Source organism: Corynebacterium atrinae (assembly GCF_030408455.1).
Classification (GTDB): domain Bacteria; phylum Actinomycetota; class Actinomycetes; order Mycobacteriales; family Mycobacteriaceae; genus Corynebacterium; species Corynebacterium atrinae.
Genome location: NZ_CP046977.1, coordinates 2,292,161 through 2,317,641, shown reverse-complemented (window position 1 = coordinate 2,317,641; position 25,481 = coordinate 2,292,161). Strand labels below are relative to the sequence as shown.

General features: G+C 64.8%; 24 protein-coding genes and 1 tRNA gene. 11 read left to right on the top strand and 14 right to left on the bottom strand.

Translation table 11 applies throughout. The features are described 5' to 3' along the window. The first annotated feature begins 10 nt into the window (after window positions 1-10). From CATRI_RS13645 to CATRI_RS11400, 3 genes are all read left to right on the top strand, one after another. The gene (locus CATRI_RS13645; RefSeq protein ID WP_290217671.1) at window positions 11-496 is read left to right on the top strand and encodes a PTS sugar transporter subunit IIA; all 486 of its coding nucleotides are present in this window, start codon (window positions 11-13) and stop codon (window positions 494-496) included. A gap of 436 nt (window positions 497-932) precedes the next feature. Continuing rightward, window positions 933-1,403 carry a hypothetical protein gene (locus CATRI_RS11405; RefSeq protein ID WP_290216844.1) on the top strand — a complete coding sequence of 157 codons (471 nt, stop codon included), beginning with the start codon at window positions 933-935 and terminating at the stop codon, window positions 1,401-1,403. Between the two features lie 242 nt (window positions 1,404-1,645). Continuing rightward, entirely contained in the window at window positions 1,646-2,446 is an 801-nt protein-coding gene (locus tag CATRI_RS11400) for a DDE-type integrase/transposase/recombinase (protein ID WP_290216842.1), read from the top strand. 114 nt (window positions 2,447-2,560) lie between these two features. On the opposite strand, the gene CATRI_RS11395 is transcribed toward CATRI_RS11400, so the two are convergent. From CATRI_RS11395 to CATRI_RS11380, 4 genes are all read right to left on the bottom strand, one after another. Then, window positions 2,561-3,343, bottom strand: a complete 783-nt coding sequence (locus tag CATRI_RS11395; RefSeq protein WP_290217669.1) for an ABC transporter ATP-binding protein — start codon at window positions 3,341-3,343, stop codon at window positions 2,561-2,563. Then, entirely contained in the window at window positions 3,343-5,319 is a 1,977-nt protein-coding gene (locus tag CATRI_RS11390) for a dipeptide/oligopeptide/nickel ABC transporter permease/ATP-binding protein (RefSeq protein ID WP_290217667.1), read from the bottom strand. Before CATRI_RS11390 ends, CATRI_RS11395 begins: the two co-directional genes overlap by 1 nt. Beyond that, complete coding sequence (locus CATRI_RS11385) at window positions 5,319-6,284, bottom strand: ABC transporter permease (RefSeq protein ID WP_290217665.1); 966 nt, start codon at window positions 6,282-6,284, stop codon at window positions 5,319-5,321. The genes CATRI_RS11390 and CATRI_RS11385 overlap by 1 nt, the downstream gene beginning before the upstream one ends. 133 nt (window positions 6,285-6,417) lie before the next feature. After that, a complete protein-coding gene (locus tag CATRI_RS11380; RefSeq protein WP_290217663.1) occupies window positions 6,418-8,040 on the bottom strand; it encodes an ABC transporter substrate-binding protein in 1,623 nt (540 codons plus the stop codon). Between the two features lie 300 nt (window positions 8,041-8,340). On the opposite strand from CATRI_RS11380, the gene CATRI_RS11375 reads away from it, so the two are divergent. Next, entirely contained in the window at window positions 8,341-9,054 is a 714-nt protein-coding gene (locus CATRI_RS11375; protein ID WP_290217661.1) for a FadR/GntR family transcriptional regulator, read from the top strand. On the opposite strand, the gene CATRI_RS11370 is transcribed toward CATRI_RS11375, so the two are convergent. Genes CATRI_RS11370 through CATRI_RS11360 form a run of 3 tightly spaced genes read right to left on the bottom strand, consistent with a single transcriptional unit; the run spans window position 9,051 to window position 11,591 of the window. Then, entirely contained in the window at window positions 9,051-9,746 is a 696-nt protein-coding gene (locus CATRI_RS11370; protein WP_290217660.1) for an N-acetylmannosamine-6-phosphate 2-epimerase, read from the bottom strand. The genes CATRI_RS11375 and CATRI_RS11370 overlap by 4 nt on opposite strands. A gap of 3 nt (window positions 9,747-9,749) precedes the next feature. Then, complete coding sequence (locus CATRI_RS11365; protein WP_290217658.1) at window positions 9,750-10,655, bottom strand: ROK family protein; 906 nt, start codon at window positions 10,653-10,655, stop codon at window positions 9,750-9,752. A gap of 6 nt (window positions 10,656-10,661) precedes the next feature. Continuing rightward, window positions 10,662-11,591: a dihydrodipicolinate synthase family protein gene (locus CATRI_RS11360; protein WP_290217656.1), complete on the bottom strand. Its 930-nt coding sequence runs from the start codon at window positions 11,589-11,591 to the stop codon at window positions 10,662-10,664. Window positions 11,592-11,732: 141 nt separating this feature from the next. On the opposite strand from CATRI_RS11360, the gene CATRI_RS11355 reads away from it, so the two are divergent. Genes CATRI_RS11355 through rlmB form a run of 4 tightly spaced genes read left to right on the top strand, consistent with a single transcriptional unit; the run spans window position 11,733 to window position 16,065 of the window. Next, entirely contained in the window at window positions 11,733-12,887 is a 1,155-nt protein-coding gene (locus CATRI_RS11355; protein WP_290217654.1) for an N-acetylglucosamine-6-phosphate deacetylase, read from the top strand. 22 nt (window positions 12,888-12,909) lie between these two features. Beyond that, a complete protein-coding gene (gene nagB / locus CATRI_RS11350; protein WP_290217652.1) occupies window positions 12,910-13,704 on the top strand; it encodes a glucosamine-6-phosphate deaminase in 795 nt (264 codons plus the stop codon). Window positions 13,705-13,714: 10 nt separating this feature from the next. Beyond that, window positions 13,715-15,115 carry a cysteine--tRNA ligase gene (gene cysS / locus CATRI_RS11345; protein WP_290217650.1) on the top strand — a complete coding sequence of 467 codons (1,401 nt, stop codon included), beginning with the start codon at window positions 13,715-13,717 and terminating at the stop codon, window positions 15,113-15,115. A gap of 8 nt (window positions 15,116-15,123) precedes the next feature. Then, window positions 15,124-16,065: a 23S rRNA (guanosine(2251)-2'-O)-methyltransferase RlmB gene (gene rlmB / locus CATRI_RS11340; RefSeq protein WP_290217649.1), complete on the top strand. Its 942-nt coding sequence runs from the start codon at window positions 15,124-15,126 to the stop codon at window positions 16,063-16,065. 15 nt (window positions 16,066-16,080) lie between these two features. On the opposite strand, the gene CATRI_RS11335 is transcribed toward rlmB, so the two are convergent. Further along, window positions 16,081-16,938, bottom strand: a complete 858-nt coding sequence (locus CATRI_RS11335; RefSeq protein ID WP_290217647.1) for a CE1 family esterase — start codon at window positions 16,936-16,938, stop codon at window positions 16,081-16,083. A gap of 33 nt (window positions 16,939-16,971) precedes the next feature. Between CATRI_RS11335 and CATRI_RS11330 the strand changes: the two genes are divergently transcribed. Next, entirely contained in the window at window positions 16,972-18,063 is a 1,092-nt protein-coding gene (locus CATRI_RS11330; protein WP_290217645.1) for a LacI family DNA-binding transcriptional regulator, read from the top strand. Here CATRI_RS11330 and otsB read toward each other — a convergent pair. The 5 genes from otsB to thrE are packed head-to-tail and all read right to left on the bottom strand — an operon-like array spanning window position 18,023 to window position 22,542. Further along, complete coding sequence (otsB, locus tag CATRI_RS11325) at window positions 18,023-18,772, bottom strand: trehalose-phosphatase (RefSeq protein WP_290217643.1); 750 nt, start codon at window positions 18,770-18,772, stop codon at window positions 18,023-18,025. The two genes, CATRI_RS11330 and otsB, sit on opposite strands and share 41 nt — an antisense overlap. A gap of 58 nt (window positions 18,773-18,830) precedes the next feature. After that, entirely contained in the window at window positions 18,831-19,283 is a 453-nt protein-coding gene (locus CATRI_RS11320) for a hypothetical protein (protein ID WP_290217641.1), read from the bottom strand. Further along, a complete protein-coding gene (locus CATRI_RS11315) occupies window positions 19,280-20,692 on the bottom strand; it encodes an alpha,alpha-trehalose-phosphate synthase (UDP-forming) (RefSeq protein WP_290217639.1) in 1,413 nt (470 codons plus the stop codon). The genes CATRI_RS11320 and CATRI_RS11315 overlap by 4 nt, the downstream gene beginning before the upstream one ends. A gap of 11 nt (window positions 20,693-20,703) precedes the next feature. Continuing rightward, a complete protein-coding gene (locus tag CATRI_RS11310; protein WP_290217637.1) occupies window positions 20,704-21,033 on the bottom strand; it encodes a hypothetical protein in 330 nt (109 codons plus the stop codon). A gap of 48 nt (window positions 21,034-21,081) precedes the next feature. Continuing rightward, window positions 21,082-22,542 carry a threonine/serine exporter ThrE gene (gene thrE / locus CATRI_RS11305; RefSeq protein ID WP_290217635.1) on the bottom strand — a complete coding sequence of 487 codons (1,461 nt, stop codon included), beginning with the start codon at window positions 22,540-22,542 and terminating at the stop codon, window positions 21,082-21,084. Window positions 22,543-22,621: 79 nt separating this feature from the next. Here thrE and CATRI_RS11300 point away from each other — a divergent pair. Both CATRI_RS11300 and CATRI_RS11295 read left to right on the top strand, forming a co-directional pair. After that, window positions 22,622-22,694: transfer RNA gene (locus CATRI_RS11300), tRNA-Thr, on the top strand. A 549-nt stretch (window positions 22,695-23,243) separates the two neighbouring features. Then, a complete protein-coding gene (locus tag CATRI_RS11295; RefSeq protein WP_290217633.1) occupies window positions 23,244-24,206 on the top strand; it encodes a diaminopimelate dehydrogenase in 963 nt (320 codons plus the stop codon). Here CATRI_RS11295 and CATRI_RS11290 read toward each other — a convergent pair. Beyond that, on the bottom strand, window positions 24,169-25,479 hold the full coding sequence (locus CATRI_RS11290) for an MFS transporter (protein ID WP_290217631.1): 1,311 nt from the start codon (window positions 25,477-25,479) through the stop codon (window positions 24,169-24,171). The genes CATRI_RS11295 and CATRI_RS11290 overlap by 38 nt on opposite strands. Window positions 25,480-25,481 lie beyond the last annotated feature (2 nt).

The window sequence follows — 25,481 nt, the reverse complement described above, 5'->3', positions numbered from 1 at the left end:
AGCCTAGAACATGTTCGGCTTTAACAAGACCAAGATTGAGCTGCACGCTCCCTTCGATGGCACGGTCATTCCCGTCAACGAGGTCCCCGATCCCGTCTTCGCGCAGGCCATGGTCGGCGACGGTTTCGCCCTCGTTCCTGACGAAACCTCCGACGTCATCGATGTCTGTGCACCTGCCGACGGCAAGCTGGTCAAGGTATTCAACACCCTCCACGCCTTCGCGCTGGTAACCCCAGACGGGCTGGAAGTCTTGGTCCACATCGGGCTAGACACCGTCGAGCTCAAAGGCGAAGGATTCACCGCACTGGCCGCAGTAGGAGATTCCGTGACAGCCGGTCAGCCGATCGTGCGTGTCGACGCCTCCGCCCTTCGGACCCGCGGAACCCAGCTGATCACCCCGGTCGTCATGACTAACAAGAAGCAGATCGGTCAGCTTAAAGTCTCGGCTGGTCCCGCTAACAGAGGTGCCCATGCGTGCACGGTGACGATGGCTTAGCTGCTACAGGAGGGGCGGTTCGCGATACTCGCGGGCCGCCCCTTCTCGTGTGGGAAGCCGCAAGGAAGCAAGTCCGGAGCCAACACCGATTTGCAAGGATTGGCGCTGGTGAAAGCGGAGTTTCAGCCCTGTGCCTCCTGCCACATCTCCGACCCGGTACCGGAGCATCGTCCTAGATCAACGCCTTGACTGAGTAATTCAGCTACCTAAGAAGAGCACTCGTTGCCGCAGTGCGAGGACCGGGGTGTCTCCCATCGTCAGCCAGCCGGAGAGTTTCTGGCACCGCTGGGTCGGTGAAACCGGCACTTCCTAACAACTTCGCGGGTTTGGGAGGGGGTTTGACCCCGGAGTTGTTAGGAAGTGCCGGTTTTGGGGTCGAAGCCCTTGCTGTCAGTCTGGTTGTGAAGCTATTTCCCCCGCTTCTAAGGAGACGACCATGACCGTGACCATCCCACCCACAATCGAACAGGAATGGACAACTGAGCAGATGAGGGAACACGCCCTGGCCTACACAACCACCCGCCACGGGTACAAAGGCACCTACCTCGCCGTCCACGGTATTTCCCGCTTTCAGATGCGCCGGTTCGTGGCACTGACCGCCGACGGGGATCTTGCCACCGGGCGTGGACCACGTTTAACTGGCAGCATGACCACCGATGACGCCGCTGAAATCCGACGGCTGGAGGCAACCATCACCGACCTCACCGACAGACTCGCTACCGCCGAAGCCTGTGCTACTACCGCTGAGCATCAACGCGACACCCAAGCCGAGACGGATTCGGCGAGTATTACCGAACTTAAAGAAGTGATCGGCGCCTTGGGAAAAGCTATCGCCACCATGCAGGAAGCTGGCACGCGTGTCGACGTGGCGGAAAACAACTCACCCCAGCCGAGCACACAACCCTAGAACACCTGCAAGAGCAGGAAGAAGACATCCTCACGAAGCTACGTACTGCTGGGTGGACGAAGAAAAACGCCCTTGACCTGGTAGGCCTGTCGGAATCGACCTACCACTACCGCCACCGTCCCCGACCACGCGTAACCAACCCGATCCCGCATACACAGCGGTGCGGGTTAGTTCGACTCAGTGATCAGGAAAAGGACAAGATTCGCGCCCTGCTGACCGCCGGTAGGGCGGAAGGGTTAAGCGTGGCTGAGATCTACTGGCGTCACGTAGATGACCGGCGGGAACCCTACCTGGGATCACAGTCAAGTTTTTACCGTCTGGCCCGGATGATGCGCGCGTTCACACCGGTGCCACGGGCACGCACCCGCCCGGCACGCAGCCCGGTACCGCAGGTCACGGCGACGGGACCGGGGCAGGTGTTTGTGTGGGATGTGACCTGGATTCTAGGGAGCTTGGTCCGTCAGAAATGGGCACTGTATCAGGTCATGGATTTGTATTCGCGCAAGATCGTTGGATGGACAATCCAGCCTGGTGAAGACACCGTGATTGCTACCGACCTCATTGAGCAGTGCCTCGTTGATCAGGGGATCGGCACGGTGAAGATCGTGCATTCAGATAACGGGTCCATCATGACCAGCAAGGCCATGACTGCCCTGCTGGGGAGGTACAACGTGACTCAATCGTTGATCCGTCCGTCGGTGAGCAACGATAACCCGCAGTGTGAGTCATTGCACCGTACTGTCAAGCGGCACCGTTTGGCGTTGGAGGTCTACACCGATATCACCCAGGCGTATGAGACTATCGCGGCTGTTATCGAGGCGTACAACACTACTGATCATCATTCGGGGATAGCGTCGTTTACTCCTGAGGAGGTGTTCACCGGTGAATGGGTGGCGACGTTGGAGCACCGTCGGCGTCGTAAGGGTGTCTATTACCGTGATCATCGCCAGCGGTTTCATGCCCCGCCGAAGGTCTGGACGGTGCCGCATGCGGTGACGATCAATCTTGCTAAGCCGCCTGAGGAGTTCGTCCTTGCCCAGTAGTCACCCCCCCTTTTTCTTCACAACTACTTGACACCCAGCGAAGAACTCAAGATCGCGTGTTCAGACGATGACGCGAAAAAGGGGCCTGCAGGCCCCTTTTTCACCTTCTAAGGCCTAAAGCAGGGAAGGCGTAGCTGCAAGGAGCGTTCGCGTGTAGTCCTGCTGGGCGTTATGGAAGATCTCTTGAGTGGTGTTCTCCTCAATGATTTCGCCCGCCAGCATAACGCAGATGCGGTCGGAGACGTAGCGCACGGTGTTGATGTCGTGGCTGATGAACATGAGGCCGAGGCCGAGTTCCTTCTTCAGATCGAGAAGGAGGTTGAGCACCTGGGCGCGAACGGAGACGTCGAGGGCGGAGGTGGGTTCGTCGGCGATGATGACGTCCGGGTCGAGAGCGAGGGCTCGGGCGATGGCCACGCGCTGGCGCTGGCCGCCGGAGATCTGGCGGGGCAGGACATTGAGCGCGGACTGGGGCAGACCGACGAGGCCGACGAGTTCGCGGACTCGTATTTCCTGCTCGGCTCGGGTGCCGATCTTGTGGACGTGGAGGGGTTCGAGAAGTTGCTCCTCGACGCACATGCGGGGATTGAGCGAGGTGGAGGGGTCCTGGAACACGACTGAGACGGATTTGCCGAGCTCGGTGCGTTGCTTTCCGCGGCCGGTCATGGGCTGGCCCTTGAACAGGACCTCGCCTTCGGTGGGGCGTTGGAGGCCGACGACGACGCGGGCCAGGGTTGACTTGCCGCAGCCGGATTCGCCGACGACGCCGACGACCTCGTCACGGTTGATGTGGAAGTCGACGTGGCGGTTGGCGTGGACGAGATTGGGCTTGAAGAGCTTGCCGGTGCGCGCCTTGTGGATGACGGAGACGTCGCGAAGCTCGATGACGGGGGTCATTACTTTCCTCCCAGCTGAAGCAGGGCGTCGGTCGTGGCGTAGTAGTGAGTGCCGTCGATAAGCCGCATGGTGGGCTTCTCGTCGGCGCCGACGCCACGTTTGGCGGAGCGGGGTGCGAAGCGGTCTCCCTCGACGAAGTCGCTGGGGGAGGGGACGGTGCCGGGGACTTGGTAGAGGCGGTCGGCGCCGGCTTCGATTGATAGGACGGATCCGAGGAGACCACGGGTGTATTCGTGGCGGGGGTCGGAGAGGATTTCGCGGGTGGTGCCTTGCTCGACGACCTGGCCGGCGTACATGACGGTGATCTTGTGGCTGAGGCGACCAACAAGGGCGAGGTCGTGGGAGACGAAGACCATGGCGAAGCCGAGCTTCTCGCGCAGGTCATTGAGCAGTTCGACGACCTGGGCTTGGACGGTGACGTCGAGGGCGGTGGTCGGCTCGTCGGCGATGAGCAGGCGCGGGTTGCGGGTCAGGGCCATGGCGATGAGGACGCGCTGGCGCTGGCCGCCCGACAGCTCGTGCGGGTAGGACTTGAGTGTGCGCTCGGGGTCAAGGCCGACGAGCTTGAGCAGGTCCTCGGCGGAGCGCTGGCCGCCGCGGCGGGTGAGCTGCTTCATCTGGCTGCTGATCAGCATCGAGGGGTTGAGCGAACTCAGTGCGTCTTGGTAGATCATGGCGATGTCGTGGCCGCGGAGCGCATTGTGCTGTTTGGCGTTGAGCTTGAGCAGGTCTTGGCCGTCGAACAGGATCTCGCCGGTGATGCGCGCGGTGGGTGGCAACAGGCCCATGATCGCCATGGCGGTAATGGACTTGCCGCAGCCGGACTCGCCGACGAGGCCCATGGTTTCGCCGGGGGCGACGGAGAAGCTGACGTTGTCAACGATATTGACGTCGCCGTGGGCGGCGGGGAAGGCGATGGAGAGGTTCTTCACCTCAAGTAGGGGGGTGGGATCGCCGGTGAATTTCAGGCGGCGGTCCTCGCCGAGTTCGGCGTCGCGGAGGGCAGAGAGGGAGAGGTTGAGGGCCTGGGTGGCCTCTTCCTCGGTGATCTGGCCGAGGGCGTTGGAGGTGTCGGCGACTTCCTCGTCCTTTTGGACGTTGGGGCGGTACTTGATGGTGGGGGACGCGAGGGCGTCGGTAAGCCCCTCGGAGAGGATGTTCAGCGACAACACGGTGATGAGGATCATCAGGCCTGGGAAGAAGGTCGGCCACCAGGCGCCGGAGAGCAGCAACTGCTTGCCGTCGGCGAGGATGTTGCCCCAGGAGGGCTCCGGCGGCTTCACGCCCGCGTTGATGAAGGACAAGGAGGCTTCGAAGACGATGGCATCGGCGACGAGCACCGTGGCGAACACAGCGATTGGGGCGATGCAGTTACGCGCGACCTGTTTGACCAGGATGCGGGCGGTGGAAGCGCCTAGGACCTGGTTGGCGGCGACGTAGTCTTCACCGAACTCGCTCAGCACGTTCGCGCGGACCACGCGGGACAGCTGCGGGACGTAGAGGAAGCCGATGGCGAAGACGAGGACCGGGAGGGCGTTGCCGAAGACGGCGACGAACACGGCGGCCAGGGCGATGCCGGGGAAGGACATGATGATGTCGAGGATGCGCATGAGCACCTCGGAGACGACCTTGCCTCCGGTGGCGGCGACCGAGCCTAAGACAGCGGCCACAGCTAGCGCGGCACCCGTCGCGGCGAGGCCAATGATGAGCGAGGAACGAGCGCCGTAGACGACACGCGAGAAGATATCGCGGCCGATGGCGTCGGTGCCGAACCAGTGTTCGCTGCTTGGCGGCTGGACGGGAACGCCCGAGGCCAGCGGATCGTAGTTAGTAAGGAGGGGAGCGAAAAGGGCGCTCAGGCCCACCAAAGTGAGGATGATCAGAGCGATCTTCGAGGACAAGGACATGTTCTTGAAGCCGGTGAACCGGCCTCCAGCCTTGGCTTCGAGCTTGGATGTAGTTTTCCCGCGTAGCATCAGATGCTCCTGATTCGTGGGTTGACGAGGACGTAGAGCATGTCCACGACGATGTTGACGAGGATGAAGGCGATCGCCACGGTCAGGGTGACTCCCTGGACGAGGTAGACGTCATTGCGGGTCACGCCATCGAGGATGAGCTGGCCCATGGCCTGGATGTTGAAGATGATTTCGATGATGACTGCGCCACCCATGAGGTAGCCGACGCGCAGGCCGAGCACCGTGATGGGGGTGATCAAGGCGTTGCGCAGCACGTTGCGGGAAATGACTTCGCCCTTGGGGATGCCGGCGCCGATAGCGGTGCGCACGTAGTCCTTGTCCAGCTCTTCGACCATGGCCGTGCGGACGACGCGGGCGAGGGAGCCGGCGACGGGGACGGCGAGGGCGAAGGCGGGAAGGAAGATGTTGTTGAGGTAGATCTGCGGGTTTTCAGTAAACGGCACCCACCTGGCGACGAGCGCGGGGAACATGCCCCAGCCACCGGGGATGTCGCCCAGCCACTGGATGAGCAAGATAGCCAACCAGAAGGAGGGGGTAGCCAGCGCGGCAATGGAGAACACGCGGATGAGCTGGTCAGGCCAGCGGTCGCGGTAGAGGGCGGCGATGACGCCGAAGACGAGCGCGATGATGACCGCGATGAACAAGCCGAGGAAGGTCAGCTGCAGGGTGATGGGGAAGGCCTTGGCGACGACGTCGGTCACCGAGGCATTACCGGTGGTGGTACCCAGGTCGCCCCGCAGCATGCCGCCGAGGAAGTGGACGTAACGGATGAGCAGCGGATCGTTGAGGCCGTTGGCCTCGCGGTAGGCCTCGAGAGCATCGGGGGAGGCGGATTCACCGAGGGCGAGTCGCGCCGGGTCCGCCGGGCTGAAGGACATGATGAAGAAAACGAGGAAGGTGACGCCGAGCACCATGATGGGGAGGGCGAGGAAGCGTCGGCCAATGAGTCTGAGCAAATTGGACATGAGGGCTAGGGGCTCCTGTGGGAAGGCACATGCGAACTGCACGCAAAAACCGGGGCCTGGGCAGACGGTCGGTCTGCGACCGGACCCCGGTTGCTGGTGGTGATGCTATGAGGGTGGGTTGCCGAAGAGCTGGTTACTTGGTGGTTCCCACGTCGACGAAGCTCAGGCCGGTCAGAGCGATCGGCTTGAAGTCAACCAGAGTGTCAGCGTTCCACGCGGTGGGGGCCTTGCGGTGGAACAGCGGGTAGAGGGGGACCTCTTCGGAAAGCAGATCGAAGATCTGATTCCAGGAGTCCTGGGCGGCGGAGGCGTCGGTGGCCTTGCTGCCGGCGTCGAGAAGCTCTTGAACCTTGTTGTAGGACTCGGAGCCCTTCCAGTGCATGCGGGTGTCGGTCCAGGTGTCACCGGCGTACCACCAGCGCAGGAGGAGGTCGGGGTCGTTGCCGAAGACGGACGGGTCGCCGGGGGCGATGACCACGTCGTAGGATTCCGGCTTGCCGTCGATCGTGTTGTACACGTCGGAGGACTTGCGCTCGGTGAACTCGACGGCGATGCCGAGTTTGGTCAGGGACTCCTGGATGAGCGGGGTGCACTTCTTCACCCAGTCATGGTCGGTGCACAGCATGCGGAGGCTGGTAACGCCTGCCTCTTCGAACAGCGACTTCGCCTTCGACTCGTCGTAGGTGTAGACCGTGGACGCCTCGTGGTAGTTCGGGTGCTCCTTCTGCAGGAAGCTGGTGGCGGCGGTGGCCTGGTCGAGCATCGCGGTGGTCAACACGTTGTCCATGTTGATGCCGTACATGAATGCCTGGCGGGCCTTGACGTCGCTGAACTTGTTAGACGAGTCATGGTTGAACATCGCGAACAGGAGGCCGAAGCCCTGGATGGATTCGACGGAGCTGTTGGCCTTGAGCTGATCGATGTTGAGGTACGGCACCGAGTCAATGGCCTGGGAGGAGCCGGACTGGATGGCATTGATGCGGGTAGAAGCATCGGGGATGATCTGCCATTCCATAGACGCGGCGCGGGCCGGGTACTTACCGGTGTAGTCGGCGAAGCGCTCGAACTTGACGGACTTGGAGGTACCGCCGTTGTCGGTCATCTTGTAAGGGCCGGTGCCGGTCGGGACGGCATCGAAGGCCTTAGCGTCTGCTTCCACGATCGCCTTGGGCACAATCTTGACCACGGCAAGGCGGTTAGCGAACAAGCCGGTGGAGTGCTTGAGGGTAAAGGTGACGGTGTTGGCGTCCTTCGCCTCCACCTTCTCGATGAAGGGGATGAAGGTGGCGTAAAGCGACTTGTTGGCCGGGTCGAGCACGCGCTCGAAGGAGAAGACGACGTCGTCGGCGGTGACGGGGGAGCCATCGTGGAAGACGGCACCATCACGAAGCTTGACATCGTAGGTCGTGCCGTCGGTGGCTGCGGGTAGCTCGGAGGCGAGGGCGGCGTAGATCTCGCCGGTGGCGGGGTCCATTTCCGTCAGGCCTTCGAGGGTGTGCCAGTTGGCGGCGATGGTCAGCGCCGAGGTGGTGATCATCGGGTCGTAGCCGTTGGTGCCCAGCTCATAGGAGATGGCGGCGTGAATGGTGCCATCCTTATTGGGGGTACCACCACCGGCAGCGCCGGAGGTCTGGCCGCTGGAGGAGCCGCCGTTATCAGACGGGGCGCAGGCGGCCAGGCCGGCCGACACGCCAGCAGCGGCCGCGAGGACACCGGTCAGTCGCAAGAACTGGCGGCGGGAGACATTGGAGCTCATAGTCTGGTTCCTTTCCCTTAAGGGATGGCAGGGATCATTGTTAAGTTATGAGGTGTCTAGGGCTGTCTAGGGTGAGGCGGGGGAACAACCTCTGACTCAAACCATACATCAGACATCTGATGTGTTCTATGATCTTAAGTAGTTAACATAGAAACATCGATCACACCCCCGCTGTTCCTGCCGTTAAGGTCACAGTTTTAGACTTGTTGAGACATGAAATAAGCTGGAACTGCACCCCCAAGCGGGGGCGAGAGTGTCGGGCCCCCGGCCCCAAGGTCCGCCCCAAAGAGAGGATTGCTCATGGTTCGCAAGCCACGCAACGCGGCGCGCGAGGCAGAAGAAGGCATCAAGGATTACATCCGGACGCATCGCCTCCGAACTGGGGATCTTCTGCCCTCCGAGTCCGTCCTCTGCGAGGAACTCGGCTGCTCCCGCTCCTCCCTGCGCGAGGCGGTACGCACGCTGTCCAGCCTCGACGTCGTCGAGGTGCGCCACGGCCATGGAACATTCGTCTCCGACATGTCGTTGGCACCCCTGCTTCGGGGGCTCATCCTGCGGATCACACTGGATCTGGAGAACTCGCTGGAGAACCTCATCCACGTCATCGACACCCGCCAGGCCCTTGATCTCTCCGTCGCCGAGGAGCTCGCGGCTGCCTACCGCGGCGAGTCGATGGACCACCTCCACCTCCTCGTCCAAGGCATGCGCGACCAGCATCAAGCCGGACGTTCCTTCGCCACCGAGGACCGGAGATTCCACGCCACCCTCCTCTCGCCGCTGGAAAACCCCCTGGTGAAGGAACTTTCAGAGGCATTCTGGCAGGTCCACATGCAGGTTCTACCGCAGCTGAAACTCTCCATGCCGGAAGACATCGAGCTCACCATCGAGGCCCACGCCGACATGCTTGATGCCCTCGCTGCGGACGACCCGGAGGCCTACCGCGAGGTCGTGCTGCGACACTATGCGCCGCTGCGCCGCCTGCTCGGGATGGGGCAGCGCGACAAGTCCGCCTAGCGCAACTGCGCCGCAAACTGCGCCGTAATCCACCCGGGGTCGGTGATTGAGGTGCCGACGATGATGGCGTCTGCGCCCGCGATGAGGCCGTGGGCGGCTTCGGCGGGGGTGCGGTAGCGGCCTTCGCCGATGAGGAAGGGCTCGTCGCCGAGGAGTGCTCGGGATTCGCGCACGCAGTCGAGGTCGGGGCCGTCAGTTTTTGCCCGGTCGGGGGTGTAGCCGGCCATGGTGGTGGACATGAGGTCGACGCCGGCTTCGAAGGCGGCGCGGACTTCGTCGGGGGTGGCGCAGTCGGCCATGATGAGCGCGCCGGCGGCGTGGGCGGCGGCGACTTGGTCCTCGAGGGTTGAGCCATCTTGGCGGGGTCGGAAGGTCGCGTCGACGCAGACGACGTCGGCCCCAGCCCCGGCGACGGCTTCGACGGAGGCGACGGTCGGGGTGATGTAGACGCCCTCGGCGCCTTCTTTGGTGAGGCCGAACACCGGGACTCTGCCACTTAGCTTCTCGACGATCGCGCGGATGTCGTCCAGCCCTCCGTAACCGCCGCAGCGGATCGCCGCGGCACCGCCGTCGACGCAGGCCCGGGCTACGGTGGCCAGGGTGTGGGTGTCGCGCATGGCGTGGCCGTCGGGAGCCTGCGCGGAGACGATGAGGCGCCCGCGCAGGGCGGAGGTCAGTTCGGTGGCGTTCATGAGTTACTCCTTGGAACGGGCGTAGGCGGCCGCGGCGACGAGCGGTGCCGTTGGCCCCAGGGTAGTGGTGTAGACGGGGACATCGGCGTTGACGGGGAGGCTGGCCTGCCGTAGTCCGCGGGCGAAGGGATCGCGGATGAAGTCGCCGATGGAGCCGACGCCGCCGCCCAAGACCACAGCGGAGAGGTCGAGGAGGGTGACCAGGGCGCCGATGGCGCGGCCGAATCCGGCGAGGTTTCCCTCGATGACCTCGGTAGCCAGGCGGTCCCCGCCGCGGGCCAGCGTGATGATCTCGGGTAGCTCGAGCGGCGCGGCGCCGGAGCGTTCGTTGTAGTAGCGGGTCAGGCCGGTGCCGCTGGCTGAGGTCTCGCAGCCGACAGCGAGGCCGTCTAAGTCCGCGCACACGAAGTGGGCGGACTCGCCGGCGCTGCCCGTCGGGCCGCTGAGAAGCTGGTGCTTATCGACGATCGCGCCACCCACCCCCGTGCCCAACGACAGGTAGAGCACACGGGCGCCACCCAGTGGCTGCCCGGCGCCGAGGAGGTGTTCACCGAAGGCCCACACTCGGACATCGTTGTGGCAGGCCACGGGCACTCCGGTGAGCGTGCTGAGGGTGCCGACGACGTCCGTGCCCGCCCAGCCGGGGATGGTGTCGCCGTTGTAGACGATGTGATTGTCGCGGACGACGCCGGGGGCGCCGACGCCGACGCGGGTGATGTGCAGGTTGAGCTCGGCGGCGTCGGCAAGCGCGCGGCGCGTGGCGTCGGCAAGCTGGCTCAGTGTGCGGCGCTCCTGCGCCAGGCTGGGGATTCGGCCCGGCCGCAGGATCTCACCGGGGCTGTCGTCGGGCACGATTCCGTAGGCGATCTTGGTGCCGCCGATGTCGAGGGCGAGGATGGCGCTGCGCATCGGGGCCTACTTCAGGCCGTACTCGTCGACGACGCGACCGATGATGGCCAGTTCCTCATCGTTGAGGGGCTGGTGCGGCGGGGCCATGCGGCCGCTGTCGAGCACTCCGAGGTGGACGAGGGCGGCCTTGAAGCCGCCGAGCCCGGCCGAGGAGCCGCCCATCCGGGAGGGGTCGCCGGCGGTGGCGATGCCAAACAGGCTCGTGATCTTCGTTTGCAGGGCCGCGGCCTCTTCCCACCTGCCCTCCATGCACAGGCGGGCGAGCTCGACGTAGCCGGCCGGATCGACGTTGCCCAGGCCGGGGACGACGCCGTCGACGCCGCACAGGTAGGCCAGGTCAACGGTGGTCTCCGAGCCGGTGAGGACGAGGAACTCATCCAGCCCGGCGGCGCGCTTGGCATCCACCATGGCGCGGGTGGCGGCATCGACGCCGCCGGAATCCTTGACGCCGTGGATGTAGCCAGCTGCCGCCATCTCGATGAGCAGCCCGGCGTCGAGGGTGTAGTGCACGCAGATGGGGATGTTGTACGCGAACAGCGGTAAGTCGGGGGCCATCTCGTGGATGAGGCGGAAGTGCTCGATGACCTCGTTGCGGTGGGTGCGCACGTAGAAGGGGGCGGTGGCGACGAGTCCTTGGGCGCCGCTTTCGATGGCGTCGGCGACGTGCTCGGCCACGCGCGGGGTGGTCATGTCGATGACGCCGACGATGACGGGGACGCGGCCGGCGGCCTGGTCAACGATGGTGGACACGGCCACGCGGCGGTTCTCGCGGGTGAGGAAGGCCATTTCGGCGGAGGAGCCGAGGGCGAAGAGTCCGTCGACCACGCCGTCAATGAGTCGGTCGACGAGGCGGCGCAGGCTGTCGGTGTCGACGCTGAAGTCGGCGTTGAAGGGGGTGAGGACGGGTGGGATGACACCGCGGAACGTGGCAGTCATGGGGATTCTCCTGGAAGTGAACTGGGGAGAGGTGCGCGGCTTCATGCTGATAAAAATTCCGCGGTCACCAGGGCAAGTACCTAGACATAAGACATCATACCTCCAGTGGACAGGTCGTGCCGCTCGCCCTATCCTGGAATTGTGAAAGAGTTCATCGGAAAGCTGGCCACCTCCCGCGGCGTCGTCCCCCACGCCCGCATCGCCATCGAGGGCACGGAGATCGCGGGCATCGACCCGCTCCCCGGCAACGCGGACGACGGCGCGCTGACCTTCGTCCCCGGGTTCGTCGACATCCACAACCACGGTGGCCTGCGTGGATCCTTCCCCACCGCCACGGCCGAGGAAGCCCGCATCGCCGCCGAGTACCACCGCGCCCATGGTACGACCACCATGCTTGCCAGCCTCGTCTCCGCCACGGAGGAATCGATCCTCGCCCAGGTTCCCGTCCTCGCGGTCCTGTGCGATGAAGGCATCCTCGCCGGTATCCACCTCGAAGGTCCCTTCGTCAACTCGTGTCGCTGTGGCGCCCAAGACCCCGCCGCCATCATCCCCGGCGACCCCGGCCTGCTCGACCGTGCCGCCCGCGCCGGCCGCGGCCACGTCCGACAGATCACTTTCGCCCCGGAGACCGCCAACGCCCACGCCCTGCTCGAGGTGTGCGCCGCCCACAACATCATCGTCTCCCTCGGGCACACCGACGCCTCATTCGAACAAACCAGGGACTTTATTCGCGACGCCGTCGCTGCCGGAACCACCGTCACCGCCACCCACCTGTTCAACGCCATGCCCCCGCTGCACCACCGCGCGCCTGGGGCCGCAGCCGCCCTCATCGCCGCCGCCGCCGAAGGAATCGCCAGCGTGGAACTCATTGCCGACGGCGTCCACCTCGCCGACGGCACCGTCGACTTGGTCATGAACTCCGTGGGTGACGCCGCCTTCTTTGTCACCGACGCCATGCAAGCCGCCGGAATGGAGGACGGGGAATACAACCTCGGCACCCTCGACGTCGTCGTCGCCGGGGGAGTGGCCCGCCTCGCTACCGCCGACGGCTCCGAAGGTTCCATAGCGGGCGGCACGTCCACCCTCGCTGATCAATTCGCCCGCCACTACGCCCGCGGCGTGGACCTACCCACCCTCGTCGCCGCTACCTCCACCACGGCCGCCCGCGTCCTCGGCCTCGGCGATCGCGCCGGGCACCTCGCCGCCGGAGCCCAGGCCGATATGGTGGGTCTGGATGCGGAGGGCAACGTCGTCGTCGTGGTCGCCGCCGGCCAGATCATTACTGATAAACGCTAAGTTAAGTAAGGAAACAACCACAGTGGAATTGATCATTCGCCCCACCGCCGCCGACGTCGCTGTCACCGCCGCCGACGTCCTTGCTGAGCACGTCCGACGCGGTGCCACCCTCGGGCTGGCCACCGGCTCCACCCCGCTGGCCACTTACCAGGAGCTCATCCGCCGCTACGACGCCGGAGAGCTCAGCTTCGCCCACTGCCGAGCCTTCCTCCTCGACGAATACGTCGGCCTGCCCCGCGAGCACGAGCAAAGCTACTACCGCACCATCCGCAGCGAATTCACTGAACACGTCGACATTCCCGACGCCCAGGTCCTCAGCCCCGACGGCACCGACCCCCACCCCACGGCCGCAGCCGAACGCTACGAAACGGCCATCGTCGAAGCCGGGGGCATCGACATCCAGTTGCTGGGCGTGGGAACGAACGGGCACATCGGCTTCAACGAGCCCGGCTCTTCGTTGGCGTCGCGCACCCGGCTGAAGACCCTCCACCCGCAGACTGTCGCCGATAATGCCCGTTTCTTCGACTCCGCAGACGACGTCCCCATCCACGTCCTCACCCAGGGCCTGGGCACCATTCGTCGCGCCGGGCACCTGCTCCTCCTTGCCACCGGTGAGGGCAAGGCCGACGCCGTGCGCCGCCTCGTCGAGGGGCCCGTGTCCGCCTTCTGCCCGGCCTCGGTCCTGCAGTTGCACGAATTTGCCACTGTCATCGTTGACGAGGCCGCTGCCGGCGACCTGCAGTACAAGGAGTATTACCGCTTCGCCGAAGAGAGCAAGCCGCAGTGGCAGGGCTGGGGCGGGAGTAATCTCGCCTAGACTTGTCCACGTGACATTACGCATTTTCGATACCGCCACCCGCACGCTCCGCGACTTTGAGCCGGTTAGACCCGGCCACGCGTCGATCTATCTGTGTGGCGCCACCCCGCAGGCGGAGCCGCACATCGGGCACGTCCGCTCCGGAGTGGCCTTCGATATCGTGCGCCGCTGGCTCATGGCGTCTGATTATGACGTCGCCTTTGTCCGCAATATCACTGACATCGACGACAAGATCCTCACCAAGGCCGCCGAGCATGATCGGCCCTGGTGGGAGTGGGTATCCACCTATGAGCGCCACTTCACCTGGGCTTACGACCAACTTGGCGTCCTGCCTCCCTCCGTCGAGCCCCGCGCCACCGGCCACGTCACCCAGATGGTGGAGTACATGCAGCGGCTCATGGACCGCGGCTACGCCTATGTCGTTGACGGCTCCGTCTACTTTGATGTCGCCGCTTGGGTTGCTGCCGAGGGGTCCGACTACGGTTCGCTGTCCGGCAACCGCGTCGAAGAGATGGAACAGGGCGAGACCGATAACCACGGCAAGCGCTCACCGCAGGACTTCGCGCTGTGGAAGGCCGCCAAACCTGGCGAGCCATCCTGGCCGACCCCGTGGGGTGCGGGTCGCCCCGGCTGGCACCTCGAATGCTCGGCGATGGCCACGTGGTACCTGGGTGATACCTTCGACATCCACGGCGGCGGGCTGGACCTGCAGTTCCCGCACCACGAGAATGAAATCGCGCAGGCCCACGCCGCTGGCGATGGGTTCGCGAACTATTGGATGCACAACCACTGGGTCACCATGGCCGGGGAGAAAATGTCCAAGTCCCTGGGCAACGTGCTCGCGGTACCGCACATTTTGACGCTCGTGCGCCCAGTCGAATTGCGCTACTACCTAGGCTCTGCCCACTACCGCAGCGTGTTGGAGTACTCTGAGCCCTCGCTGCTTGAAGCGGCTGCCGGGTACCGGCGCATCGAGGACTTCCTCGCCCGCGTCGGCCCGGTCGAACTCGGGGAATGGACGCCCGAGTTCGCCGCCGCCATGGACGACGACTTTGCCGTGCCGCGCGCGCTCGCCGAAATCCACACGGCGGTCCGTGCCGGCAATTCGGCGCTGGCCGCCGGAGAGCATGATCGCGCCGTCCAGCTCGCCGCCTCCGTCCGCCGCATGGCGGCGGTGCTCGGCGTTGACCCGCAGGACCCACAGGGCCCACAGGGGGCTACGGGGGCGTCGATAAGCGACGGTGCCATGGAGGCACTCGACGTCCTCGTCGGCGCCGAATTGCAGCGCCGCACCACCGCCCGAAAAGACAAGGATTGGGCATCCGCCGACGACGTCCGCGACCGATTGACGGCCGCAGGCATCGACGTCACCGACACCCCCGACGGCCCGCAGTGGTCGCTGAAGAATTAGGAAAACACATGGCTAAACAGGGACGACCCGGGGCACGCAAGACCAACAAGAAGGGTGCCACCAAGGGCTCCGGCGGGCAGATCCGCCGCGGGCTCAAGGGCAAGGGGCCGACGCCGAAGGCGGAAGACCGCGAATACCACGCCGCGTACAAGCGCAAGAAGCTCGCCGAGCGCCGCGCCCAAGGCCGCCACGTCAAGGAAGAAACCAACGAACTCGTGGTAGGCCGCAACCCCGTCATCGAATGCCTCCACGCGCGAGTCCCCGCTTCGGCGCTGTTCGTCGCCGAGGGCACTGGCGCCGACGATCGCCTCTCCGAGGCCGCCACGCTTGCCGCCTCCCGGGGTATCCCGATCATCGAGGTGCCGCGCTTCGAGCTGGACAAGATGACCGGCAACGGTTTGCACCAGGGCATCGGCCTGCAGATCCCGCCGTACAAGTACACCGACGTGCACACCCTCATCGCCGATGCTGCCCGAGAGGTCGAGCCGGGCATGTTCGTCGTGCTGGACAACATCACCGACCCCCGCAACCTCGGCGCTGTCATCCGCTCCGTCGCTGCGTTCGGGGGCAATGGCGTGGTCATCCCCGAGCGCCGCGCCGCCGGCGTCACCGCCGTGACCTGGCGTACCTCCGCCGGAACCGCCGCCCGCCTGCCCGTCGCCCGCGAAACCAACCTCACCCGCGTGCTCAAGCAGTTCAAGGACAACGGCTACCAGGTCGTCGGCCTCGACGCCGGTGGCGATTTCACCCTGGACACCTACGACGGCGCCACCGACCCCGTGGTCATCGTCGTCGGCTCGGAGGGCAAGGGCATTTCCCGCCTCGTCCGCGAGAACTGCGACGTCATCATGTCCATCCCGATGGAAGGGTGGGTTAATTCCCTCAACGCCTCCGTCGCGGCGGGTGTGGTGCTCAACGAGTTCGCGCGCCAGCGCCGGGTGGGGAAATAAACTAGTCCGAGCCCGCTAGTCCCAGCCGAAGAACTCGGCCACCACGTCCGCCGCGACGATCGCATCAAATCCCGGCCCGATGATGCTGGACTGGACACCGCGCGGCGCCGGGACGACGTGCCCCATCCCCTCCACGCTCCACAGCTCCACCGGCGGTTGCCCGGCCCGCGCCCACGAGTCGATGATTAACCCATCGCGCACCGTGTGCTCATGGTCCCCCGCGGCCAGGCCGTTAACCGAGGCGAAGTAGCCCGCCGAGTCCAGTGCGGAGAGCAACGAACCGCGTTGGTGTTCCTCATCGAGCCCAGCCACCCCGCCCTCATACTTGACGATCGTGTCCGCCGTGCCATGAATCGCCAGGTAGGGCGCCGGTTCCGGCGCCCCTAAGCCCTCGATGAGATTGCCCTCCTCCGGGAGGGCAGCGGCGAAGGTGGCGGCTCCGGCGAGGAGACCGGGGGCGTCGTGAAGCAAACGAATGACCATCTGCCCACCGTTGGAATACCCACAGGCATAGACCTGCGACGGGTCGACGCCGCGGTGGTCGACGGCCCACGACACGAGGGCGCGGGTGAAACCGACGTCGTCGATGCCGAGCTCGCGAGTGCGCTCGCCGAGCAGCAGGCGGGCGTCGTTGAAGTGGCGCTCCACCCCGTCCGGGTAGATGAGGACCGTGCCCGTGCGCGCGGCCATCTCGTCGAAGGTGCGGCCGGTGAAGTTGCGCGCGACGTTGCCGTTTTGCAGGGAGCCGTGGAAGTACAACAACAGGCGCGGAGTGGCCGGGAGGACCGAAGGAGTGACCACCACGAAGGTGCGTTCGCGGCCGCCGTGGTGCAGGCGCACCCGCTCCGAGGAGTATCGTTTCGGTTCCTTCACGGCGAATAGTCTAACCCCTGATAGATTCGAGCCATGCTGAAACGTGGGCGGACAGGCGGGACTCTCGCGTCATTGGCAGCCGAGCTGGGAGTCTCGCGGACGACGGTGTCCAACGCCTACAACCATCCCGATCAGCTGTCGAAGGAGCTGCGGGAACGCATCCTCGCCGCCGCGGAGGCCCGCGGGTATCCCGGGCCCGATCCGATGGCGCGCTCGCTGCGCACTCGGCGGGTGGGGGCGATTGGCGTGCTGCTCACGGAGCATCTGTCATACGCTTTCGAGGATCAGGCGTCGGTCGATTTCCTCGCAGGGATGGCGGAGGCGACCTATGGGACCGATTCGGCGTTGACGCTCATTCCGGCCGGCCCGGAGTCGGGGGAGGATCAGGCCTCGGCGTCGGCGCTGGTGGGGAGCTCGGTCGTCGATGGGTTCGTGGTGTATTCGGTGGCGAAGGATGATGTGCATTTGGCGGCGGCGCGCGCTCGGCACCTGCCGGTGGTGGTGTGCGATCAGCCGACAGACACCGACCTGCCGTTCGTGGGGATTGATGATCATGCGGCGATCCAGCCCGCCGCCCGCGCCCTCGTCGACGCCGGGCACACCAAGATCGGTGTGCTGTGCATCCGCCTGCATCGCGTGCGTCTCGACGGCCCCGTCACCCCAGCACAGCTCGCCTCCGCCGACATGCACGTCCAGCGCAGCCGCGTGCAGGGGGCGTTGGAGCAGTTCGCCGCCGCGGGCATCACGGAGGTCCCGGTGGTCACCCGCCACATCAACGACCCCGAGCATTGCCTCGACGCCGCCCGCGAGCTCCTGGAGACCCACCCGGAGCTCACCGCGGTGCTGTGCACGACCGACTCGATGGCCATGGGCGTGCTCACTTACGCCGAGGAGCAGGGCCTGAGCGTGCCCGCGGACCTCTCGGTCACGGGTTTCGACGGCGTGCGGTTCGCCCTGTGGCGCGATCTCACCACCGTCATCCAGCCCAATCGGGACAAGGGGGCTGCGGCCGGCCGCATCCTCCAAGAGCTTATCGACGCCCCCCAGGACCGCACCGCCCCCCGGCACATCCTGGAGACGACGTTTAATCCTGGCTCAACCGTCGCTGCTCCAGCAGCTCGCTAAAGAGATTTCCGACGGCCACCGTATCGGCAATCCGCATCGTCGCGGCAGTCTCGCCCTCGCCGACCTTCACGCCCAGGTCTTGCGGGCGCAGCGCGAGGAAGCCGTCCTCGTCGGTGGTGTCATCGCCCAAGAACAGCGCGCGTGTGGGCTGCAGGCGCTTGATGGTGGCGGCGATCCAGGTGCCCTTGTTGACGTCGGCGACCGAGAACTCCACGATGTTCTTTCCCACGATCATGCTCATCCCCGGGTGCTCCAGGGCGACGGCACGGGCGAGCAATTGTTTCGCGGCAGCCTCGTCGGACGCCGCCAACTTAGCCACGTGCAGCACCCGCTGGAAGGGCTTGGCCTCCACGAACGCGAGGGGCTGGGCGGCGATGAGCGGGGCGAGGCGATCCTCGATATCGGACAGCCGCGCAGCCATCTCCTCGGTGAGCACGACACCATCGACGTCCGATTCGGCTCCGTGCGACCCGGAGAACATCACCGGCGGCTGAAGGTGACACACCTGGTGCAATCCGGCCAGGTGACGCCCCGATAGCACCGCGACGTGGGTGTTCGGCAGCGCGGCGAGCTCCTGCAAGGCGTTCACCGCCTCCTGGTTCACCGGGACGTCGTAGGCGTCAGTGGAAAATCCGGCGATGGTCCCATCGAAATCACTGATAACGAGGAGACTTTCGGCGGCGGCGAGGTCGTGGAGGGAGGCGGTCATATGCCCCACCTTAATCAAGCCCGGGGCGTGGTTCCGGGGAATGAGACTAGATCAACTTCTAGCTCAGCGACGACAAGCCGATCGCCGGTCGATCGATCTCCTCACCCCGTAGCGTGAGAGTGAGCTCGGAGTCATTTGGTTGGTGCAGGTCGAAGGTTGCGCCGGGCACGAGAAGGCTGCTTAGTTGCTCGTGTGTCCAGGCGGCGCGGCAGTTGGCGGGGGCGGGTTCGATCTCGATGCGATCGATGGTCACCGCCTCCGCATCCTTGGCGGCGACGGTGTCACCATCACGGGTGAACGTCACCGCGCCCTGAATGGGGGAGCAGCCCGTGGTGCCCGCCAGCGAGGCCTCACCGAAAGCGAGGGAACCGCCGTGGGGAACCGCCGCCGGAGTGTCGGGGCTGGTCCAGACGTTGATGACCTCCCACGTCGCCTCAGTAATCGTGGGCTGGGGTGCCGAGCACGCCGCCAACGCTCCTACCGCCGCAATGGCGAACACCCGAGCTCTCATGGCTCCACCTTAGCCAGGGCATCGAGGAAGGACCCCGCCCACAGGTCAACATCGTGGGTGATCACCTGGGCGTGCATGGCCAGCATACGCTCCCGCTGTACCTCCGGAGTGGTGTCCAGCGCCGTTGCGGCAGTGGCCACGGCCCGCTTGATCGACTCCAGGTCGAAGGGGTTGCACAAGTTGGCCTGGGGGAGTTCGCTGGCGGCGCCGGCGAATTCGGACAGCACCAATGCACCCGAGCCGTCGCCGTGGCAGGCCACGTATTCCTTGGCCACCAGGTTCATGCCGTCCTTAAAGGGGGTGACCAGCATGATGTCCGCCGCCTCGTAGTAGGTGCGCAACTCGGACTTGGGTAAGGATTGGTGCAGGTAGTGGACCACGGGGTGACCCATGGAGCCGAAACGGCCATTGATGCGGCCCACGGCCTCCTCCACGCGGGAGCGAGCCTGACGATACTGCGAGATACGCTCGCGCGAGGGCGTGGCAATCTGCAGGAAGACCACCTCTTCCGGGTCCAGCGCCCCCGATTCCAGCAGCTCCTCGAAGGCGAGCAGGCGCTGCAAGATCCCCTTCGTGTAATCGAGGCGATCGACGCCGAGCAACACCGTTCGCGGGTTGCCCAGGGAAGCGCGCAGCGCTTCCACACTCCCCTCCGCACCCTCGCCCAAGGACGTGGGGTCGATGGAGATGGGGAACGCACCGACGCCGACGTGGCGGCCATCGGTGCGCACGTGGGCGTCGATAAGCCGGGTAGACGCCGTGCCGCTCACCTCGTAGCCCGCGCGGCGAGCCAACTCCAGGAAGTTGTTGGCGCCGGACTCGAGGTGAAAACCGATGAGATCCGCGCCGAGCAGGCCGCGGATCGTTTCTTCGCGCCACGGCAGCTGACGGAAGAGATCAGCGCCGGGGAAGGGGATGTGGAGGAAGAAGCCGATGCGCAGGTCAGGGCGCAGTTGCCGAAGAATTCCGGGCAGCAGCTGCAGCTGATAATCCTGCACCCACACCGTCGCCCCCTCGGCGGCGACCTCGGCGACTTCGGTGGCGAAACGCAGGTTGACGTCGCGGTAGATGTCCCACCAATCGCGGTGATAGACCGGGGTGACAATGAGGTCGTGGTAGAGCGGCCAGAGCGTGGCGTTGGAAAAACCCTCGTAGAAGCCCTCGAAGTCCGCCGAGGACAGCCGCACGGGGTGGAGGAGCACGCCCCCATCGGTGCGGAATGGCTCCGGGGCCTCATCCGCGACCCCCGGCCAGCCGACCCAGCAGCCGTCATGGCGTTCCAACACGGGTGAAAGCGCGGCGACCAGACCACCCGGACTCGGAGTCCAGGTGCGGGTGCCGTCGGGGCCGGTGTGCAGGTCAACCGGAAGACGATTGGCCACGACCACAAAGCTGTTGTCGCCGCTCATAAGCTTAAATGCTAAGCCTTCTTGGTCGTCTTCTTAGTGGTCTTTTTGGTGGCCTTCTTCGTTGCCTTCTTGGTGGCTTTCTTAGCGGCCTTCTTGGTCGTCTTCTTCGACGCCTTGCGAGTGCGCTTCGTCGGCTTAGGCTCCGCCTCTTCGAGCTCAGCGGCAACCTTCTTGTACACCAGGCCCTTCGGCTCCACGCCGAGCATGCACATCAACGTCACGCCGTCGAGGAAGTCGGTCGAATACGTGGCGACGATACGACGGGCGCCGGCAGCGGTCTCCTCCTCCACGGCGTGCATGGCTTCGGGGGTGGGGCGGGTATCGGTGACCTTGGGCGGCACAAATCCTCCTGTAAGCGGTCCGGGGTGGAACAGACAGTCAATTCTACGTCACGAGCGCGGAATTTTCCTCTTCCGGCGATCAATTTGCTGGAACGTCAGCCGGCGGCTCTGCCGGAAGTAGCGATAGAGATTCAGCGTCGGCGGGCGGCGCAGACGGCGCGCCACCCACTCACCGAGCACCACGCCCGCCGCCAAGCCACAAGCAATGGCCAGCGCGAGGGCAATATTGGTGAAGCCCACGAGCATCTGCTCATGCATCGAGGCGTACATGCCCCGATACACGGCCAAGCCAGGCAGGAAAGGCGTGATGCCCGCGATAGCCGTGATGAGCGGGGGAATGAGGAAACGACGGGCGAGCAGACCACCGGCGAGACCAATGACCACCGCCGCGACCGACGCCGCGACGACCGGGCCGACCCCAAAGGGTAACAGTGCGAAGTAATAGAACGCGCTACCAGCCAGGGCAGTCAGCGCCGAAATGACCACCGAGGACCACTCCGCGAAGCACGCGATGGCGAACCCCGCGGCCGCCACCGCACCGGAAAACACCCGCACCGAACTCGACGTGAAGTTCGGCGGGGGGCTTGTCTCCAGCGGCGGCAGAGAAATCCCCATCATCGCCGTCAGCGAAATACCAATACCCACCCCGGCGACGATCGCCCCGGTAAACAACATCGTTTCAAAAAAGCGTGCCGACGCCGTCACCGGCGCCCCCGTAATCCCGTCCTGCAAGGACTGCACCAAGGTCAAACCCGCCAACAGAACAATGATGCCCGACGCGATGATCTGCGACGGCGTAATCCGCACACCCAACTCCGCTGCTAGCGAATAGATCACCGCCGCCGGCAGCGTAGCGACGATCCCGCCAAACACATTCTGGAAAAACGTCGGCAGCTGCTTGCGCCCCAGCCACGTGTTCATCGCCATGATGAGGCTCGACGTAGCAAACGCCGTCGCCGCCACCAACCAACCACCGCCGAGCATGACCGCGACCGCGCCACCCATCAACCCCCACCCCATGATGGAAGTCCACGTCCCATACTGCGCGGGGGCGGCAGCCAACTCATCGAGAATCCGCTCCGCCACCTCCGGCGGCGTGGCACCAGCCTGAATCGAACGAATCAACCGGTCCACTTCCGACAACTTGGAAAAATCCATCGTCATCTTCCGCACCACCCGGAACACATTCACCGGAGTCTTCCGCGTGTGCCCAATATTGGTGAAGATCGTGATCGTGTTCATCGTGATGTCCACATGGCAATAATGCAGACCATACGCCGACGTCACCGCATGAATCTGCGCCTTCGTATCCGAATTCGACGTCCCCGAAGACAACAAAATATCGCCAATCCGCGCCGCCAAATCCATCACCGCCGCCACCTGCGTGTGATCCGTCAGATCAATAGGAGCCAGCGGGGAGGGCGGCGGGGCAGCCTTAGCGGCGTCGATTGTCGCGATCCGGCCCGAACCGGTGAGGAAAGCCGCGAACTTCTCAGTCAACGTGGACACGGTGCGCAACCCTAGCAGTTTCCGACGCCGCCCACTGCTGCGGTACTATTCCCACTCAGCGGGGCGAGAGCTTCGCGGTGCTGGAGTGGCGCAATCGGTAGCGCAACGGTCTTGTAAACCGTAGGTTGCGAGTTCAAGTCTCGTCTCCAGCTCAGTGAGTAGTAGCGGCCCGGGGGTCTGGGGCTGGCGTCGCGAGGAGCCCGTCGCGATCAGGGCGTCGCGAGTGCCAAAATTCTCTAGAATGCACAACCCGATTCTCCACGACCTGCGGAAACGTGAAATGGCTCGACACATTCTAGAGAATTTTGGCACCCTGCCGGGTCACTTCACCTGAACCAGTCCCTTGGCGATGCATCGGGAGTGGGCCCTCGCAAATTAGGTCTTGCAAAAGCTTCACCAGCGGATACGCTAACGGTATGACCTTCGCATTGCCCGAGCGAATCTCAGTCACCCTGCCCAAGGATGCTTCGGCGTCGGACTTCATAAGTTAGCTCCTTGAGCGTGGTGTGGCCGCTGAGGAGGAGGCGGCAGAAATGCGGGCGTATGCGGAGTCGGGGGCTGAGCAGGCACCCTTTCGGGAGGGTATGCGTAGGCGTCGGAACCGTAAGCGGCTTGGCCTGTAGTTCCCACTCGCCGCAGCAACTACGTGTGTCATCCTGGTAGTTGACAAACTAGTCCGCATTCCCCGCAAGGAGCAGCACATGGCAGATATCAGGATCGCGATCGTCGGATACGGCAACCTGGGCAAATCGGTGGAGAAGCTCGTGAAGGCGCAGCCGGATATGAGCGTTGCGGGGGTGTTTTCGAGGCGGCAATCGTTGGATACGGACGCACAAGTGTGGCCGGTCGCCGACTTTCGCAATTACACCGATGAGTTTGATGTCGCGGTGCTGTGCCTGGGGTCTGCGACGGATATTCCGGAGCAGGCGCCGGAGTTCATTCGTTACGCGAACACGGTGGATACTTACGATAATCACCGTGATGTGCCGCGGCACCGGGCGCAGATGAATGAGATCGCGCGGGAGAACGGCACGGTCGCGATTGTGTCTACGGGTTGGGATCCGGGGATGTTTTCGCTCAACCGCACGATGGCGTCGGCGATTTTGCCGGGCGCGGCGCAGCACACGTTCTGGGGTCCGGGTTTGTCGCAGGGTCATTCGGATGCTTTACGACGCATCGCTGGTGTCCACAAGGCAGTTCAGTACACCATTCCTTCTCCCGAGGCCCTCGCCGCTGCGCGGCGGGGCGAGGCCGGGGAATTGACGGGTAAGCAGGCGCACGTGCGGCGTTGTTTTGTGGTGGCGGACGAGGCGGATCGAGAGCGCATTGAGCATGAGATCCGCACGATGCCGGACTACTTTGTCGGCTATGAGGTCGAGGTGAACTTCATCGACGAGGCGACCTTCGATGCCGAGCACACTGGCATGCCCCATGGTGGGCACGTTATTACTGCCGGGGATACGGGCGGGTTTACGGAGACGATTGAGTACACGTTGGAGCTGGATCGGAACCCTGACTTCACGGCGGCCGTGGCACTTGCCTATTCGCGGGCGGCGCATCGGCTGAGGGAGGCGGGGCAGTCGGGAGCGTTCACGGTTCTCGAGGTTGCGCCCTACCTCATTTCGCCTACGCCGCTGGAAGAACTGGTCGCGCGCGACGTGTAGGGTCCGCCACTGGTAGCAGGAGGAGTGCTCCGACGAGGAGCACGAGTCCGATGCCGAGGATGCCCACCCGGTCGCTGCCCCCGCCGAGGGAGACGAAGAGTCCGAAGAGGGCGGGGGAGAGCCAGGACACCGCGCGCCCGGTAGTGACGTAGAGTCCAAAGAGCTGGCCCTCGGTGCCCAAGGGGGCGACGCGGGAGAGGAATGAGCGGGCGGAGGATTGGGCGGGGCCGACGAACAGGCACAGGGCGAGGCCGAAGATCCAGAACATGCGGGGGCCGTCGACGAAGTAGAGCACGGCGGAGGCGGCGATCATGAGGGCCAGGGAGGCGAGGATGATCGGTTTGGGGCCGATGAGGTCGTCGAGCCAGCCGCCGAGTATCGCGCCGATGGCGGCGGCGACGTTGGCGGCAACGCCGAAGAGGAGGACGTCGCCGGGGGAGAGCCCGTAGACGGTGACGGCGAGGATCGCGCCGAAGGTGAACACGCCGGCCAATCCGTCGCGGAAGACGGCGGAGGATACGAGGAAGAAGACCGCATTGCGGTCGGCGTGCCAGAGGTCGCGGATGGTGAGGAAGAGACGTCGATAAGCATTGAGGACGCCGCGGGTTTCGGACGCACCGGAGGGCGGGATCTCGGGGACGCGGAGGAGGACCGGGAGGGCGAAGACGCCGAACCAGACGGCGGCGAAGACCGCCACCAGGCGGACGTTGAGGCCGCCCTCGGTGGGGATGTGGAACAGGCCGCCATCCCCGGCGATGAAGCCGATGTAGCAGGTCAGCAGCAACACTATGCCGCCGGCGTAGCCCATGCCCCAGCCGAAGCCGGAGACTCGGCCGACGGTCTCGGGCGTGGAAATCTGGTTGAGCTGCGCGAAGTAGTTGACTTCGGCGAACTCGAAGACGACGGAGGCGACCGCCATGATGAGTAGGCCCAGCCAGAAGTAGATGGGGGCATCATTACGCACGGCGAACAGTGAGGCCATGAGGGCGACGGTGACGAACGTCCACACCGCGAGGGAGCGGCGGCGGGTGCCGCGGGTATCGGAACGCTGGCCCATAACGGGGGCAACGACCGCGATGAGCACGCCCGCCACCGCCATCGCCCAGCCGTAGAGCTGGGTCGGGGTGAAGGAGGAATCGACCGTCGCGCCGACCGAATCGGTGAGGTAGACGGCGAAGATAAAGGTGACCAGGACGGCGTTGAACGCGGCCGATCCCCAATCCCACAGCGCCCAGGAGGTAACAGTCGCGCGGTCGGTGCGAACGTGGTTCATTC

What these genes read in the sequence shown, in the direction of transcription:
- CATRI_RS11370 (WP_290217660.1), bottom strand. Translation starts at nt 9,746, where the DNA reads ATGAACGCCACCGAACTGACCTCCGCCCTGCGCGGGCGCCTCATCGTC.
- CATRI_RS11395 (WP_290217669.1), bottom strand. Translation starts at nt 3,343, where the DNA reads ATGACCCCCGTCATCGAGCTTCGCGACGTCTCCGTCATCCACAAGGCG.
- CATRI_RS13645 (WP_290217671.1), top strand. Translation starts at nt 11, where the DNA reads ATGTTCGGCTTTAACAAGACCAAGATTGAGCTGCACGCTCCCTTCGAT.
- CATRI_RS11290 (WP_290217631.1), bottom strand. Translation starts at nt 25,479, where the DNA reads ATGAACCACGTTCGCACCGACCGCGCGACTGTTACCTCCTGGGCGCTG.
- CATRI_RS11375 (WP_290217661.1), top strand. Translation starts at nt 8,341, where the DNA reads ATGGTTCGCAAGCCACGCAACGCGGCGCGCGAGGCAGAAGAAGGCATC.
- CATRI_RS11385 (WP_290217665.1), bottom strand. Translation starts at nt 6,284, where the DNA reads ATGTCCAATTTGCTCAGACTCATTGGCCGACGCTTCCTCGCCCTCCCC.
- otsB (WP_290217643.1), bottom strand. Translation starts at nt 18,772, where the DNA reads ATGACCGCCTCCCTCCACGACCTCGCCGCCGCCGAAAGTCTCCTCGTT.
- CATRI_RS11360 (WP_290217656.1), bottom strand. Translation starts at nt 11,591, where the DNA reads ATGACTGCCACGTTCCGCGGTGTCATCCCACCCGTCCTCACCCCCTTC.
- CATRI_RS11320 (WP_290217641.1), bottom strand. Translation starts at nt 19,283, where the DNA reads ATGAGAGCTCGGGTGTTCGCCATTGCGGCGGTAGGAGCGTTGGCGGCG.
- CATRI_RS11380 (WP_290217663.1), bottom strand. Translation starts at nt 8,040, where the DNA reads ATGAGCTCCAATGTCTCCCGCCGCCAGTTCTTGCGACTGACCGGTGTC.
- rlmB (WP_290217649.1), top strand. Translation starts at nt 15,124, where the DNA reads ATGGCTAAACAGGGACGACCCGGGGCACGCAAGACCAACAAGAAGGGT.
- CATRI_RS11330 (WP_290217645.1), top strand. Translation starts at nt 16,972, where the DNA reads ATGCTGAAACGTGGGCGGACAGGCGGGACTCTCGCGTCATTGGCAGCC.
- CATRI_RS11365 (WP_290217658.1), bottom strand. Translation starts at nt 10,655, where the DNA reads ATGCGCAGCGCCATCCTCGCCCTCGACATCGGCGGCACCAAGATCGCC.
- CATRI_RS11295 (WP_290217633.1), top strand. Translation starts at nt 23,244, where the DNA reads ATGGCAGATATCAGGATCGCGATCGTCGGATACGGCAACCTGGGCAAA.
- CATRI_RS11315 (WP_290217639.1), bottom strand. Translation starts at nt 20,692, where the DNA reads ATGAGCGGCGACAACAGCTTTGTGGTCGTGGCCAATCGTCTTCCGGTT.
- CATRI_RS11405 (WP_290216844.1), top strand. Translation starts at nt 933, where the DNA reads ATGACCGTGACCATCCCACCCACAATCGAACAGGAATGGACAACTGAG.
- CATRI_RS11390 (WP_290217667.1), bottom strand. Translation starts at nt 5,319, where the DNA reads ATGCTACGCGGGAAAACTACATCCAAGCTCGAAGCCAAGGCTGGAGGC.